Origin of the sequence: Aquimarina brevivitae (genome assembly GCF_004216895.1) — a bacterium.
Lineage (GTDB): Bacteria > Bacteroidota > Bacteroidia > Flavobacteriales > Flavobacteriaceae > Aquimarina > Aquimarina brevivitae.
Genome location: NZ_SGXE01000001.1, coordinates 949,236 through 964,203, shown reverse-complemented (window position 1 = coordinate 964,203; position 14,968 = coordinate 949,236). Strand labels below are relative to the sequence as shown.

15 protein-coding genes are annotated in these 14,968 nt (G+C 34.1%); 2 read left to right on the top strand and 13 right to left on the bottom strand.

Annotation, left to right across the window (positions count from 1 at the left end; all coding sequences use genetic code 11):
* Window positions 1–14: 14 nt before the first annotated feature.
* Window positions 15–2,201: a TonB-dependent receptor gene (locus EV197_RS03935; protein ID WP_130285426.1), complete on the bottom strand. Its 2,187-nt coding sequence runs from the start codon at window positions 2,199–2,201 to the stop codon at window positions 15–17.
* A gap of 424 nt (window positions 2,202–2,625) precedes the next feature.
* Here EV197_RS03935 and EV197_RS03930 point away from each other — a divergent pair, with 424 nt between their 5' ends.
* A complete protein-coding gene (locus EV197_RS03930; protein ID WP_130285425.1) occupies window positions 2,626–5,046 on the top strand; it encodes a hybrid sensor histidine kinase/response regulator in 2,421 nt (806 codons plus the stop codon).
* Between the two features lie 9 nt (window positions 5,047–5,055).
* Here the strand turns inward: EV197_RS03930 and EV197_RS03925 are convergent, their stop codons facing one another.
* The 8 genes from EV197_RS03925 to EV197_RS03890 form a co-directional block, all read right to left on the bottom strand.
* On the bottom strand, window positions 5,056–6,423 hold the full coding sequence (locus EV197_RS03925; protein ID WP_130285424.1) for a sigma-54-dependent transcriptional regulator: 1,368 nt from the start codon (window positions 6,421–6,423) through the stop codon (window positions 5,056–5,058).
* A 160-nt stretch (window positions 6,424–6,583) separates the two neighbouring features.
* Window positions 6,584–6,916, bottom strand: coding sequence for a hypothetical protein (locus tag EV197_RS03920; RefSeq protein WP_130285423.1), 333 nt, complete (start codon window positions 6,914–6,916; stop codon window positions 6,584–6,586).
* Between the two features lie 184 nt (window positions 6,917–7,100).
* Window positions 7,101–7,502 (bottom strand): alternative ribosome rescue aminoacyl-tRNA hydrolase ArfB, encoded by a 402-nt coding sequence (arfB, locus tag EV197_RS03915; RefSeq protein WP_130285422.1) that lies wholly within the window; start codon window positions 7,500–7,502, stop codon window positions 7,101–7,103.
* A complete protein-coding gene (locus tag EV197_RS03910; RefSeq protein ID WP_130285421.1) occupies window positions 7,499–9,067 on the bottom strand; it encodes a DUF4301 family protein in 1,569 nt (522 codons plus the stop codon). Before EV197_RS03910 ends, arfB begins: the two co-directional genes overlap by 4 nt.
* A complete protein-coding gene (locus tag EV197_RS03905) occupies window positions 9,042–9,635 on the bottom strand; it encodes an AAA family ATPase (RefSeq protein ID WP_130285420.1) in 594 nt (197 codons plus the stop codon). Before EV197_RS03905 ends, EV197_RS03910 begins: the two co-directional genes overlap by 26 nt.
* Window positions 9,596–10,231 carry a nicotinamide riboside transporter PnuC gene (pnuC, locus tag EV197_RS03900; RefSeq protein WP_130285419.1) on the bottom strand — a complete coding sequence of 212 codons (636 nt, stop codon included), beginning with the start codon at window positions 10,229–10,231 and terminating at the stop codon, window positions 9,596–9,598. The genes EV197_RS03905 and pnuC overlap by 40 nt, the downstream gene beginning before the upstream one ends.
* The gene (locus EV197_RS03895) at window positions 10,215–10,475 is read right to left on the bottom strand and encodes a thiamine-binding protein (protein WP_130285418.1); all 261 of its coding nucleotides are present in this window, start codon (window positions 10,473–10,475) and stop codon (window positions 10,215–10,217) included. The genes pnuC and EV197_RS03895 overlap by 17 nt, the downstream gene beginning before the upstream one ends.
* Before the next feature lie 21 nt (window positions 10,476–10,496).
* Complete coding sequence (locus EV197_RS03890; RefSeq protein ID WP_130285417.1) at window positions 10,497–11,129, bottom strand: 4'-phosphopantetheinyl transferase family protein; 633 nt, start codon at window positions 11,127–11,129, stop codon at window positions 10,497–10,499.
* A 132-nt stretch (window positions 11,130–11,261) separates the two neighbouring features.
* Between EV197_RS03890 and ahcY the strand changes: the two genes are divergently transcribed.
* Window positions 11,262–12,578: an adenosylhomocysteinase gene (gene ahcY / locus EV197_RS03885; protein WP_130285416.1), complete on the top strand. Its 1,317-nt coding sequence runs from the start codon at window positions 11,262–11,264 to the stop codon at window positions 12,576–12,578.
* Window positions 12,579–12,689: 111 nt separating this feature from the next.
* On the opposite strand, the gene EV197_RS03880 is transcribed toward ahcY, so the two are convergent.
* The 4 genes from EV197_RS03880 to EV197_RS03865 all read right to left on the bottom strand — a co-directional run bounded on the left by EV197_RS03880 (window position 12,690) and on the right by EV197_RS03865 (window position 14,851).
* On the bottom strand, window positions 12,690–13,271 hold the full coding sequence (locus tag EV197_RS03880; RefSeq protein ID WP_130285415.1) for a DUF3332 domain-containing protein: 582 nt from the start codon (window positions 13,269–13,271) through the stop codon (window positions 12,690–12,692).
* A gap of 159 nt (window positions 13,272–13,430) precedes the next feature.
* On the bottom strand, window positions 13,431–13,691 hold the full coding sequence (gene rpmA / locus EV197_RS03875; protein ID WP_130285414.1) for a 50S ribosomal protein L27: 261 nt from the start codon (window positions 13,689–13,691) through the stop codon (window positions 13,431–13,433).
* 53 nt (window positions 13,692–13,744) lie between these two features.
* The gene (gene rplU / locus EV197_RS03870; RefSeq protein ID WP_130285413.1) at window positions 13,745–14,281 is read right to left on the bottom strand and encodes a 50S ribosomal protein L21; all 537 of its coding nucleotides are present in this window, start codon (window positions 14,279–14,281) and stop codon (window positions 13,745–13,747) included.
* 96 nt (window positions 14,282–14,377) lie between these two features.
* Window positions 14,378–14,851, bottom strand: a complete 474-nt coding sequence (locus EV197_RS03865) for a DUF4199 domain-containing protein (RefSeq protein WP_130285412.1) — start codon at window positions 14,849–14,851, stop codon at window positions 14,378–14,380.
* Between the last annotated feature and the right edge of the window lie 117 nt (window positions 14,852–14,968).

Below are 14,968 nucleotides of genomic sequence, written 5' to 3'. Positions count from 1 at the left end.
GTTTTTAGCTTTAATTAAAATTTTAAAGTTGCTCCGAGTAGAAAATTAATTCCTGCTTGCGGATAATAGCCAGCTCCTTCAATAGTTGTCACCGTTCCCGGATTACTGAAATCGTCATCAAACGTAAAAAAGTAACCGTTAGATACATATTCTACATCAAAAATATTATTCACCAATCCGGTGAAGGTAATTGATTTGAACACAGGGATATCTTTCAATTCGTATATGATATTTACATCATTGACAAAAAAGCTATCCAATTTAGAAGCTTCACTATCAATATTACCCATATACTGTTCTCCTACATATTTGGACAAAAAGTTAAACTGTAAACCTTTGGTGGGCTGAAATACAAATATGTTTCCTGCCACAATATTTGGCGAATATGAAATATTAGTATCTCCCAGGTTAACCAATTCACCATCTCTTGAAGTAACAAAATCTTTATTTTTATTGGTACTAAGTGCAAGATTTGGTTGTATCCTAAATTTGGTTCCTAAGGTAATATCAGCATCTATTTCAATACCTAATCGGTAGCTTTCTCCACTAGTTGCTCTGATAGGAGCTCCTACATCGTCTAAGGCTCCTGTTAATACTAATTGATCCTGATACCACATGTAATACAGATTGGTATTGACTATTGTTTTATTTTTACCAAATCGCCACCCCAATTCAATATCGTTCAAAGTCTCTGCAGTATTGATCCCCTGCTCAAAATCGCTTCTTCGGGGCTCCCTGTTAGCCCTAGCATAAGAAGCATATAATTGATGTTGTGTATTTATCTCGTAGGTAGCTCCGAATTTTGGATTGAAGAAATTGTAGTTTTCATCCACCTCAAGAGGGATTCTATCAGAGCTTAATCCTGTTGTTTCATATCCTATAAACCTACCTTGTAAATCTAGGAATGCAGACCATTTGTTGTCTATCCTATAGGTTGCTTTTCCAAAAATGGTGAATTCATTTTTCTTACCATTACCAAAATAATAGCGGTCCCTGATTTCAGATCCACCTGCGAATTGTGCCCAAATCACTTCTCCAAAGTGATCCCCATCATAGAAACTATAGAATGTTCCAAAATCTACATCCAGGGAATTATCCTTATAATTTGCAGTAGCATTGATTACATAAAAATCATTATCCAACCACCTTCTTCTAATTAAATCTGTAGTATTAATAGTTTCTCCACCTATTTCAATGGGTGTAAAATCGTAGTCGGCAAAATCTTCATCCTCTCTGTACTGTTCAAAAAATCCTCTTCCGTAGGTATAATTTAAGCCTAAATTTGTTGACCAATTGTTAGTATAGCGTTGATTCCAGTGCAATTGATAATGATCTTGTTTATAGTTATCTACTTCGTTGTCGTAGAATCTAGTGTTTCCATTTTCATCTGTATATTGGCCTGCTGGATTAAAGGTTCTATCATTTGCTAAGGTTTCTGCATCAATACCGAACCAGGATTGATAGGTAATTTCGTGTCCACCAAAGGCTATCGCTTTGATCAAGGTATTATCTGACACATACGACCCCTGCATATAATAAGATTTTAAGTCTGAACTAGCTCTATCTATATAACCATCAGAGGCTATTGCTGACAATCTACCAGCAATTTCAAAATGATCATTCATTAATCCTGTGCTGTACTTTACGTTATGACGTCTTGTACCAAAAGAGCCAAAAGAATTTGCTATCTCGCCATAGGATTCTTGAGAAACAGCATCCGTTAACAAGTTTAAACTAGCTCCAAATGCTCCTGATCCATTAGCTGAAGTACCCACTCCTCTTTGCAGCTGAAGGTTTTCTACTGAAGAGGCAAAATCTGGTAAGTTAACCCAAAAAGTCCCCTGGCTTTCTGCATCATTAAAAGGGATACCGTTTAGCGTAACATTAACGCGAGATGCATCGCTTCCCCTTACCCTAATATAAGTGTAACCTACTCCTGCACCCGCATCTGACGCTGTTACTACTCCAGGCAGGTAATTCAACAAAATAGGAATATCTTGTCCTAGATTACGTTCTGCTATTTCTTCTTTAGATAAATTAGAATGGGTGATCGGTGAATCGGCATCCACGCGCACAGATTTTACTAAAACCTCATCAAGTTTCTCAACATCTACTGGTATTGAATCTTGTTTCTTTTCCTGTCCAAACATCCCCATAGTCGATAGGATTATAACTATGGCACAAAATTTTATACGTTTCATTCGTAATTATTTTTACGAATAAAAGGGGTAATTATTCTATATTTTAAACTATAATGTTCCGTTGAGTGTTACCTAAAGAAAATGGTTTCCAATTACTTTCTTTATAACCTACTGTGAAATAACTACAGTGGTTATACGACTTCAACAATTAATACGGATAAAAGCTATATGCTCTTAATAATTCCATGTCCCTTGGCAGCATTACCCGCCTAGGTTCATTGGGTATGATCTCAGCCTTTATTATCAAAAAGGAATAGAAATTTACACAAAGAACTTTTAATGCTCTTACTGATTTCTCTACACCCTGACGCTAATAAATAGCACCCCTTATGAGATTTCTGTGCAAAAGTAACAGGATTGTTTGATTTATCGTAGATTTAAAAAGAAAAATACTGATTTTTTCAAACAGACGTTATTATAGTGTATGAAAAATACTAAAAGGGCCGTTACCTATAAAATCATAGCAGGATATATCCTAGTCGTTATTCTTGCCGTAGCCGCTTTTTGGGTGATATACGCACAAGTAAGAAACTATACTTCATTAACCGAGATTAAGAATGAAAACAATGAAAAACTGTTTTTGGTTGGAAAAGCGATTACTGGATTATATGAAGCGGAAAGTTTAACTCGAAACATTATTCAAACTTCTAACACTGAAAATTACACTTCTTACCAAGCTAAAGTAGACACTATATTGGCAACCATCCAAAAGGTAATGAAAATTACGGATGACTCTCTGCAAGTAAAAAAGATTGATAGTATTACCACGCTAATCGATAGTAAAAATAAGAACTTCAAAGAGCTTATCGCAATCTATAGACAGCGAAAAGATAAAAACCTTCAACAAAATATTATTGAAGAGTTGCAAAAAAACAGCAATGATTACGGTAACTATCAAAATTATGAAGATCGATTTAAAAACCTTAGCGAAGGTGGTAAAAAATACCTAAAAACGTTACTAGAATGGTCAAAGGAAGATAACCAACAACGTTTGTCTAATGAAACCCTGGATTCTGTCGCTAAACGATTTTATAAAGCTGTAGCTGAAATCGAACAAAAAGAAAGAAACTACGACCAGCAGATAAAAATTAGGGAAAATAATTTATTGAAGAATGACCAAACGATCACTAAACAATTAAGAGCCATTCTTTCATCTATTGAAGAAAATGAGCGAAAAGCCTATCTCAATCGACTAGAAGCTTCCAATACAATCCTAAACAAAACTTCGACTTATATTCTTATTATCGGTGCAACTAGTTTTGTGATCGCGCTGTTGTTTATTTACCTGATAACCAAAGATGTGTCCCAAAGCCAAAAGTATCGGGTAGCACTTGAAAAAGAAAAGTCCTATACGGAATCCTTATTGAAAACACGAGAGTCTTTGATCAATACAGTGACCCATGATCTTAGATCTCCACTCAATACAGTAATTGGGTATTCCGATTTATTGGATCGAACCACCTTAAACCAAAAGCAAAAGTATTATTTAGAACATCTTAAAAAATCTTCTGATTACATCCTTCATTTGGTCAATGACCTATTAGATTTATCAAAGCTTGAGGCAGGCAAGATGAGTGTTGAGGAACTTCCCTTTTCACCAAAAAAAATAATTGAAGATACGGTTGATAGTGTGATCCCTATTAACGATCAGAAAAACATAAGGATAAAATTGTTAGTATCTGAAGAACTGAACAAACAGTTTATTAGTGACCCCTTTAGGATTAAACAAGTCTTAACAAACTTACTAAATAATGCCTATAAGTTTACGGAGCAAGGTTCAATAGTGATAAAAGCGGGGTTAAAAGAAAATGGAATAGGAGATAAAAAATTAGTTATAGCAGTTAGTGATACAGGTATCGGTATCTCTAAAAACCAACAACAACTTATTTTTGAAGAGTTTTCACAGGGAGATCAATCAACAGAACAACGCATTGGTGGATTTGGCCTGGGATTAGCCATAACGAAAAAGATAGTTACACTACTTAATGGCACCATTAGTTTAACCAGCAAATTAGATGAAGGAAGTACATTTACTATTAGTATTCCTGTTCAAACTCATTCATTAGCAGCTGATCCTCTAAAAAATGCAAAAAATCAATATGATCAAATTATAGAAGATAAAAAACTTTTAATTGTAGATGATGACCCCAGTCAAATTGCATTGACCAGCGAAATTATTGCGCAAACCGGGCTGGCATATGATACTTGCCACAATGGTAAAGAAGCCATAACGCTACTCAATCAACACCATTATGATTTAATCCTTACAGATATTCAAATGCCCTCAATGGACGGTTTTGAATTGATTGAAAAAGCAAAAAACATAACCAATTCTCCATTTATTGCTTTGTCTGGAAAGACAAACGCAACTAACGATTTTTATAAACAAGCAGGTTTTTTAGGTAGCTTAAGAAAGCCTTACACGCCTACAGAATTATTGACTCTTATCAGAGAAGTACTGCAAGTTTCTATACCTCAGCCCAATATAAACATTAATGAAGTAAAAGAAACTACTGTTGATTTCCATCTTGAAGATATCAAACAATTTGCACAAGGAGACCCCGATTCTTTTTATACCATTCTTGACGCTTTTTATGAGGGCACTAAAAATAATATCAAGCAATTAAAAGAAATCGTTGCAAACAAAGATCTGGTTGCCTTAAAACGTGTGACGCATAAGATGCTACCTATGTTTAGACAAATCAAAGCCCATACTATCATTAATTTACTTACCAAGCTTGAACATCCAAATCAGTACGACATAACAGAGGATATAATTTTTGATTTAGCCAATGAAGCTATAGAAAAAATAGAAGTTTTGATAGAGAAGTTAAAGGTAGAATAGCTTAAAAAGCTACAAGCGAATATTATACTGTTTTAATTTATTATATAGCGTTTTGCGATCAATAGCTAACAACCTGGCTGCTTTAGCTTTGTTTCCTTTTGTTTTTTCTAAGGTATCCAAAATAAGTTCTTGTTCATTTTCATTTTTAAATAAACTATAAGAGCGTATCGGCTCTTGCGTTGCATTAACCACTTCGTTAGGTAAAAGATCTAAGGATATCATTTCTTTTTGACATAACAATACAGCGCGTTTAACGGTATTTTTTAATTCTCGTAAATTACCCGGCCACGTATAATGTTTAAACGCATTTAAGACATCCTCAGAAAAACCAAGCACCTCCTTATCGAGTTCTTGATTGGATTGCTCCAAAAATTGATTCGCAAAAAGTAAAAGGTCCTCAACCCGATTTTTTAGAGCGGGAACGGTAATTGAAAATTCATTTAATCGATGAAATAAATCCTCTCTAAAACCTTCTTTTTTAACCGCATTGGATAAGTCTTCGTTGGTAGCTGCAATAACTCTAATATCTACCTCTATTTCTGTATTGCTGCCTACAGGCTTAATTTTGCGCTCCTGAAGCGCTCTTAACAATTGAACCTGTAGTTCATAGCTTAGATTTCCGATTTCATCCAAAAATAATGTCCCTCCATTCGCTGCTTCAAAATGACCCACTTTGTCATTTACCGCTCCTGTAAATGAACCTTTGATATGACCAAAAAACTCACTAGATGCAAGCTCTTTTGGTATGGCGCCACAATCTACTGCTATAAAAGGCTGACTATTGCGCTTACTGGCCCTATGTATACTACAAGCTACATATTCCTTACCAGTGCCGCTTTCTCCCATTATGAGAACAGACATAGTTGTTGGTGCGACTAAGGAAACGTATTCATTCAATTTTTTAGAAGCATCACTAATTCCTTTAACAAAACAAGATTTTTCTGTTGTAGGTTTTGCCACTACATTATGAGAAACAAGATTGTCTAACGATTTGTTTAACGGAGGCTTTGATATCTGAGTATTCTCTATGGCTTTTTCAATAGTTTGAAGAATAGCATCAGGATTAAAAGGCTTTGATACATAATCAAAAGCACCTTGTTTAATCGCATTGACGGCCATATTAATTTCAGCATATCCGGTCATAATTATAACGGCTGTATCATTACGCTTACTCAAGATTTCATCCAAAAGCGAAATACCATCACAATCCGGAAGACGTACATCAATAAGTATAACATCAAAAGAATCTTTAGCTATCGTTTCCGTTGCTTCCTTACCAGAGAATGCCGTTTTTATATGATATCCCTTTTTTTGTAAAAATGTTTTAAGCATCGTGCAAAATGCAACATCATCCTCCACGATAAGAATTTGAGCCATGAGTTTTGTATTCTTTAAGCCGAGATATAAAAGTAAGCATTTTAATTATTCTTATGATATAAAATAAAAAAGAGACCCTTGGGATCGGGTCTCTTTTTAGCACTAAACAACTTTATATCGTCTTTAAGTGCAAAACGATATTTCTTCTCTACCCCTAGATTTAAGATTTAGCGTTTGGCTTAATCCATTCGCCGTTAGCGCTTGCAAATACAACTTTTGTGAAGTTATTTTTTCCTTTGAGTACTACTTTATAAGTATTGTCTTTGGCGATGTATGCTTTATAAATACGCAGGCCTTCAAACTTTTTAGCTAATTCATCTTGTACCGCCATTGTCAATTCAATTATTTCAATTTCTGTATACTCTTGATATTCATCCTGGTAATCATTTAGCTCTACTGTTACATATGTCGCCGCGATTTCATCCTGCGCACTAACATTAGTAATACATAGTGCTACAAAGAGGAGGGCTAATATGTAAGGTACTTTTATCAATTTTGAAATATCTAATAAGAATTACTTTTATAAAGTAATAATCATTCCAAATTGGGTATATTTCAAAAAATCAGTTTTAAACACTGATAAACAGCGATTTATAAAATAAATTTTATGGTAAGAAATTCATAGAAAGGTGTGGAATCTACAAAAAAGTGTAGATTTTTTACACAGTTTTATTCAACTAACGTAGAGGGTCTCTTCGGTTTGCTTTTTTTTCTGCATTGCGTTTTTTCTGCTCTAATCTTTTTTTAACTGCCTTTTGAGGAAGTTTAGTTTTCTTTCGCACCGCAGTTTTTTGAAGCGCCTTTTTTAGCAAGGTAATAAGACGTTTACTAACAATGTCTTTATTTTTATGCTGGCTTCTTGCACTATCGCATTTTAAAATCAGGAGCTGATCCTTTGAAATGTAATTTGTTAATTTGGTACTGAGAACGGACTTTTCTTTTTCGGATAATGCCAAGGAATTTTTCAAGTCAAAATACAATTCCACTTTTGAGGAAACCTTATTTACATTTTGCCCTCCAGGACCAGAACTCCTGACAAATTTATAATTGACTTCTTTTAATAACTCAGCTACTTTCAAGAGAATAATTTTACCTGATGTGCCGATTTTAATAAGTCATTTACTGACTTAACTGGGTTAAATGTTGTTAGTGGCACCTCTACAAAAACACTTATCCAATTAGCCATAGCTCCATTCCATAGTCCCGGTAATTCTAGCGCCTTTAGAGTTTTACCGTCCCTTGTTTTTTTGGTGATAAAACCAGAGTCTGGATCGACATATTTTATTAAATCAAACTTCTTTCTCTTATAATTCCGTATTCCACAGACGATATCTACTGGATTAAAATGAGTTGAACTTTCTAAAATTTCTTTTTGTCGTTTATCTGTTTTATCAATCTGGGGACCTTCAATAATTTGAAGGGTAAGTCGTCCATTATCTCTTTTGATCCAAAATGGACCTCCCCCTGGTTCCCCCTCATTGATCACCATACCACATACTCTAATGGGACGGTCTAAGGATTCTTTTAAAAATTGGAGTTTATACTTTTCGGAAAATTTATCAAAATCTAAAGGTAATCGTACATTAAGCTGGTTGACCAAAAACTTTTTGATGTCTTTTAATTCAGCTTCAGAAGGTACACTTTCATCGAGTTGGTTCAGTATTCTAAACACCTCATCTTGTATTTCAATCAATTTACCCGCCAATACCTTTTTGAAAGAAGAAACTTCTTCCTGATACTTTCTTACTACTACATTATCGATGTTTTTGATATAGATGATATCCGCATCTAGGTCATTTAAATTTTCAATGAGTGCTCCGTGCCCTCCTGGTCTAAATAATAAGGAGCCATCCTCAAGCCTGAAAGGCTCATTGTCTTCAGTAACAGCAATAGTATCTGTTTCTGGTTTTTGAAAAGAATAGGTAATATCAAATGAAGTATTTGTTTTTGCTTCAATTTCTTTTTCTATTTGTTCAAACTCTCCTTTAAACGCCTCCAAATGTTCTTTGGATATGGTAAAATGCAATTTTGACTGGTCCCTATGGTCTTTATTATAACCTGCTGCTTCGTAAAGATGTTCTTCAAATGCTGTTGAAATATTATCCTCAGTATATTGATGAAAGGGTAATAGCCCTTTAGGAAAAGAACCGTAGTTTAATCCTTTTTCCTTTAACATCATTTCCACAAAAATGTATAATTGTTTCCCTTCAGAAAGACTTGAAAAATTTGGGTAAGCTTCCTGTACGCGTTTCATCACCAATTCATAGAAGGGAAATTTTTCTAAACCAATTAAAAAAAGTCGTATCGCATTTGCTTTTTCGTGATTGGTATAAGAGTTGAGACTCTCTTTTTCATAATCATAATGGTCTAAAAAACGAAAAAGCTCTTTAAACATTCGAGTAGCAGCGCCAGACGCAGGTACAAATTTTAAAGTTTCTATTTCATTTAGACGATTATCGTACAATTTAGCTAATTCTGATTGGTAATGTTCACTTAATTTAGTGATACCATTTCCAATCGTAGCAGCACTTCTTAAAGAAACAAAGGGAATTTCATTTTTAAAAATTTCTATCTGAGACAGTACTTTATCTACAGTAAGCCCTTTAGATTTTATTAATTTAATGTCCTTGTCTGTTATTTTCACTATTGTATGCTTTAATGAGTTTATGTATCGCTTTTATTGCTCTATTTAACCTAGTCACGCGATCTCCATTGATGAGCACATAGGGCAAATTTTGTGTTTCTAATTCATTTCTAAATTCTTCGAACATTTCTTGGCGCTCTTGTGGTTTATCTCTAAGATCATCAGCAACCCAAGGAACATCAACGTCTGTTAAAAGATAGAGATCATACTTGTTTTGCAGCGCAAATTTACGGATTGCATCAGGTACTTTCCCATTGTAATAAACCTGAGCGTACACCTTTAGTTCTAACAAATTAGTATCACAAATTAATATATCATTTGCTACTGCTACACTTTGATTCTCAGCTTGCATTTGACCTTCGGCAATGGGCAGCAAATCGTCATAAGTGCATTTTGCCTTTTCCACATTCCATTTATGCTGTAAGTAATCTCTCATGTACTCTTTGACCCAAATGGTATTGTAATATACCGCTAATTCTGCAGCCAAAGTGCTTTTCCCCGTAGATTCCGGACCAAATAATACCACCTTTAAGCAGTCACTATCGGTTTGTTTAAGCGTTTTTTCCATTCAAGATACCCAAAAATAGCAATTACTGTAAAAATAAGGTATTGTATACTGGTAAATGTAAAACCCTTATAAAAATAAAGCGGAACAGAAATTAGATCCCCTAAAATCCAAAATATCCAGTTTTCAATTTTTCGTCTTGCCATTAACCACATTCCGACGAAGAATATTGCTGTGGTTAAAGTGTCAATATATGCATAACTATTATCCCATTTATCATTTGCAACATAGACCAAATAGATCAGCAAGATGCTACTCCAAAAAATGAGTAAGCTTATTTTCTTATCTCTAAGATTTGTTTTGGAGATCGGTGTGCTTTTATTATCAGGGCCAACTTTTCTGGTCCATACGTACCATCCATAAACACTCATCATAAAATAATAACCATTGATAATCATATCACCTAATAAGTCCCATTTATACAATAAATAAACATATATAGCTGTGCTAATGATTCCTGTTGGGTACACCCATATTTTATTACGCCAAGCAAATAACACACTAGATAAGCCAAAAAGAACCGCCGTAATTTCTAATACAATATCTAAGTTTGCATAATTCTCATATTGACCAAATAGGAAATCAAAAATGTGGTTCATACTTACTTCTATCGGATTTGACAATTTTCATAGTTACCAATACATTTTCTAAAGCATTGAACGATGTTTTTATGGCTTCCGTAAGAAAATTCATAACTTCATCATATTCGCCATATACCTGGGTACTCAATGGATTTTCAAGAATTGTAAACTTTGATGCTCGTAATTTTTTGATAAATGCAATAATATGTTGCTCATAGTCATCCTGTAAAGGAGTTAAGGTAAGCTCTATGGATACTTTCATAGCTTTTAAACTTTGTTATTTTTAAGGCACTACATACGCACAACAGAATCCTTCGAACTCCATAAAATGCAAGGTGTAGTCCGTAATCTTTCCATTGTAATCTGTCTGCGCTTGTACATGATTATGCTTATAGTCAATAGATTTAATTGGTATGTGATCTTTAAAACTTAGACCTGGTGTAGCAAATAGTTTATAAATTGATTCTTTAACACACCATAAAATTGTCAAAACCTCAACGTGTTCATCGATCGACTTATCGGCTAACAAATCATAATCCGAAGAATACAAAAACTTAGGTGCAATATGTTGAATTTTCGCTCTCTTTTTTTCAATATCAATTCCTATTGGATCATCACTAACGATTATAGCAGAAAAAGTAAAGGAATGCGTGATCGAGATATGTTTTTTATCTACAAGATGAGGTTTACCCAGTTCATCATACCACAAATCATTATCGTAATAATTCATGACTTTTAACAAATGGCGAATACTTAAAAAACCTCTTTGATGCAGTGTTGATTTCATACCCTCAACACGTTGTTGAGAATTTGCGATAAGCTCAATATCTTTTTTCAGGGTTTCGAAAGTTTCATCTATTTTCCAGATTAAGATTGTGGTGCCTTTTTTTGGCGTTATAGTTTTGTAAAGAGGCATTTATATTCTTAAAGTTATTACGTACCTTTGCACTCTGAAAATCAAGATTTTTTCCGGATTTTCACTATGCGAATTTATAATATTTTGGTACGAATTGCTAGAAAGTACCTCTTAAACATAAAACAAGTAAATATGAGTACAAAGACAGTTCCATATGTTCCTTATAAAGTTAAAGATATATCCTTAGCTGCTTGGGGAAGAAAAGAAATTGAATTAGCAGAAGCAGAAATGCCTGGATTAATGTCGCTAAGAGAAGAATATAAAGACGAGCAACCGCTTAAAGGAGCAAGAATTGCTGGTTGTCTTCATATGACCATTCAAACAGCTGTATTGATAGAAACCTTAAAAGCACTAGGTGCAGAAGTTACCTGGAGTTCTTGTAATATTTTTTCTACGCAAGATCAAGCTGCTGCTGCAATTGCAGAAGCAGGTATACCAGTGTACGCGTGGAAAGGAATGAATGAAGAAGAATTTGATTGGTGTATTGAGCAAACCTTATTTTTTGGAGAAGAAAGAAAGCCGTTGAATATGATCTTAGATGACGGTGGAGATTTAACAAATATGGTACTCGATAGATATCCAGAATTGGTTGACTGCATTAAAGGGTTGTCAGAAGAAACCACTACAGGAGTGCATCGACTGTACGAAAGAATGAAAAAAGGGACCTTACCTATGCCTGCTATTAATGTTAATGACTCTGTAACTAAATCCAAGTTTGATAACAAGTACGGGTGTAGAGAAAGTGCTGTTGATGCAATTAGAAGAGCTACTGATACCATGCTTGCAGGTAAGAGAGTTGTAGTTTGTGGGTACGGTGATGTAGGAAAAGGAACCGCTGCATCTTTTAGAGGTGCTGGATCTATAGTTACCGTTACAGAAATTGACCCAATATGTGCATTACAAGCTGCTATGGACGGTTTTGAAGTGAAAAAATTAACAACCGTTATTCATAATGCTGATATCGTTATTACTACCACTGGTAATAAAGATATCATACAAGAACAACATTTCAAAGCATTAAAAGACAAAGCAATTGTTTGTAATATTGGTCATTTTGATAATGAAATTGACATGGCTTGGCTGAATAAAAATTATGGTAACACTAAAGATGAAATTAAGCCTCAAGTTGATAAATATACTATCGATGGCAAAGATATTATCATACTAGCAGAAGGACGATTAGTAAATTTAGGTTGTGCCACTGGACACCCAAGTTTTGTGATGAGTAATTCTTTTACCAATCAGACTTTAGCTCAGATAGAATTATGGAACCATTCTGATAAGTACAAAAACGAAGTATATATGCTTCCTAAGCACTTGGATGAAAAAGTAGCGCAGTTACATTTATCGCGATTAGGTGCTGAATTAGAAACGTTAAGACCAGAACAAGCCGAATACATCGGTGTGGAAGTTGAAGGTCCATTTAAGCCAGAGTATTATAGATATTAATATTTCAACTACTTTATAGATATAAAAAAACAGCTCAATACAGAGCTGTTTTTTATTTTAAACAAATTTCATATAGTCAAATGAGATTAGCATATTCTATTCTCTTAATGACTATTCTAATTCCGCAACCAGGCAATTTTGATATGCCACTGTTTTACGCTCCAATAAAGCCAAACCTTCGTTTCGTGTAGCATTTACATCAATCTTAACCTCTTCACCATCTGGCATATGTACTACATAAAAACCTTCTTCAAAAGAAGATAATTTTATAACTTCTCCATTAGGCTTTATTGCACTCCAAGATTTTTCTGATGGTTTATAAACTAAATCCAATTTTTCTCCTTTTCGCTCACCTTCAATGACTTTAATTTGCAATCTATTTTTCGTTGCAATCATTTCAAAAGTGTTTCCATCTTTTTCTACGATCTGCATTTCCATATCACCTTCATTCATAGCAATAGGATTAGAACCACTCCAAAATTCTATAACATTGAAAATAATTACATCACCTAACATAAATAAACTATACACCGGCACAATATTAAGTGCCCAAAAAATAAGGTTGTTTACAAATTTACTGTTTGTTACTCCTTGATTCCAATCCTTCAATCCGTTAAAGGCCGAAAATGAACCCAGACAGCTAGAAAATAAAATAGACGCTGATAGTAATGTGCAAATGGTTAATTTTTTCATAATAAATAAGTGTTAAATTAGTTTAACAAATTACTTAACCACAGAAAATTTATTAACGCTCTACACAAAAAACTTAACTCATTTGCCAGCAAAAAGAAAATAAAAAAGCCTTTTCAATTTGTTGAAAAGGCTTTCGCTTATTTAATAAAGTTCATTTCTCTATGCCTCAAAAGGGGTTATAGAAACATATGACTTGTTATCTTTTTTCTTAGTAAACTGAACGATCCCGTCTACTTTAGCGTGTAGTGTATGGTCTTTACCAGCATACACATTTTCTCCTGGTTTGTGAGCAGTACCTCTTTGTCTAACAATGATGTTACCTGCTACGGCAGCTTGTCCACCAAAAATCTTAACTCCTAAGCGTTTCGATTCTGATTCTCTACCGTTCTTCGAACTACCTACTCCTTTTTTATGAGCCATCTTATTACGGTTTTATAAGTTAATATTAGCAGCTATAACTACTGCTTGGTTAATTATTTTTCTTGTAAAGCTTCTATAAGCTCAGCTTTCTTCATTGAAGAAAAACCTGTGATACCTTTAGCTTTAGCCATTTCTTTTAATTCAGCAACTGTTTTTGCACTTAAATCTTCAGCACTTGTGTCACTTTTAGCTGCAGTTTCCTTTTTAGGGGCATCTGCCTTAGCGGTTTCCTTTTTCGCTTTTGGCTCTTCTTTTTTCGCAGTCTGCTTTTTAGCTCCAGATGCAGCAATACTTTCTATTACTATCTCTGTTAATGACTGACGGTGACCATTTTTAACACGGTAACCTTTTCTTCTTTTTTTCTTAAAAACAATAACCTTATCTCCTTTAAGGTGTCTTGTAATTTTGGCTCCTACTTGAGCTCCTTCTATAGCGGGGGCGCCAAGGGTAACATTGTCTCCATCAGCAGTAAGTAAAACTTTATCGAAAGAAACTTTGTCTCCTTCTTCACCTGCTAATCGGTGTACAAAAACCTTTTGGTCTTTCGCAACTTTAAATTGCTGCCCTGCTATCTCTACAATTGCGTACATAGCGTAACGATTAATTAATTTATATCAATAAAAATAAACCTCGCCTAATTAAAGGCGGGTGCAAATATACTTCTAATTAATTAATTGACAAATATTTTAAGCCTCAATCGCTGTGGATTTTTTTCCTTTTTTTGTATTCCAACTATCTTTGAAGAGTTGCATAAAAGATAATGTAAGCACAAAGGTAGTTGCGAACCCCATAATAGCGGCTACAAACACTACAATACCAACACCAACATGATAATGTGAGCTCCAATTTTCAAGCATCATTGGTAGAAAATCAGTGTTTAGATGAGTTACATATACCGCAAAGAAAATAGTAAATAATATAGTAGCATTAAATCCAGTGAGCAAACCTGCCATAAAACCTTTCTGGTATTCAAAATTTACTCCCTTTTCCTTCTTATAATTACGTAATGCATAATACAAGCCTACACCTACAATAACACCATTTCCTAAACTAAAGATTGGATTTGTCTGTACTCCTATTAAAGACAATAATAAAAAGTAAACAATTAATCCAACTGCGATTAAAAGTCCATAAACTACGGGAATGGTTGATCTCTTCATGATATTTTTTTTTCGTTTATTTCTAAATTTAAAGAATACGCGCTTTTTTTTACTTAAAAACGTGTTAATAGTTGCGGCTTTAGCATTTCATTTTGAAAATTACAACGCATTTTTATA

What these genes read in the sequence shown, in the direction of transcription:
- EV197_RS03935 (WP_130285426.1), bottom strand. Translation starts at nt 2,201, where the DNA reads ATGAAACGTATAAAATTTTGTGCCATAGTTATAATCCTATCGACTATG.
- EV197_RS03930 (WP_130285425.1), top strand. Translation starts at nt 2,626, where the DNA reads ATGAAAAATACTAAAAGGGCCGTTACCTATAAAATCATAGCAGGATAT.
- EV197_RS03925 (WP_130285424.1), bottom strand. Translation starts at nt 6,423, where the DNA reads ATGGCTCAAATTCTTATCGTGGAGGATGATGTTGCATTTTGCACGATG.
- EV197_RS03905 (WP_130285420.1), bottom strand. Translation starts at nt 9,635, where the DNA reads ATGGAAAAAACGCTTAAACAAACCGATAGTGACTGCTTAAAGGTGGTA.
- pnuC (WP_130285419.1), bottom strand. Translation starts at nt 10,231, where the DNA reads ATGAACCACATTTTTGATTTCCTATTTGGTCAATATGAGAATTATGCA.
- EV197_RS03895 (WP_130285418.1), bottom strand. Translation starts at nt 10,475, where the DNA reads ATGAAAGTATCCATAGAGCTTACCTTAACTCCTTTACAGGATGACTAT.
- EV197_RS03890 (WP_130285417.1), bottom strand. Translation starts at nt 11,129, where the DNA reads ATGCCTCTTTACAAAACTATAACGCCAAAAAAAGGCACCACAATCTTA.
- ahcY (WP_130285416.1), top strand. Translation starts at nt 11,262, where the DNA reads ATGAGTACAAAGACAGTTCCATATGTTCCTTATAAAGTTAAAGATATA.
- EV197_RS03880 (WP_130285415.1), bottom strand. Translation starts at nt 13,271, where the DNA reads ATGAAAAAATTAACCATTTGCACATTACTATCAGCGTCTATTTTATTT.
- rpmA (WP_130285414.1), bottom strand. Translation starts at nt 13,691, where the DNA reads ATGGCTCATAAAAAAGGAGTAGGTAGTTCGAAGAACGGTAGAGAATCA.
- rplU (WP_130285413.1), bottom strand. Translation starts at nt 14,281, where the DNA reads ATGTACGCAATTGTAGAGATAGCAGGGCAGCAATTTAAAGTTGCGAAA.
- EV197_RS03865 (WP_130285412.1), bottom strand. Translation starts at nt 14,851, where the DNA reads ATGAAGAGATCAACCATTCCCGTAGTTTATGGACTTTTAATCGCAGTT.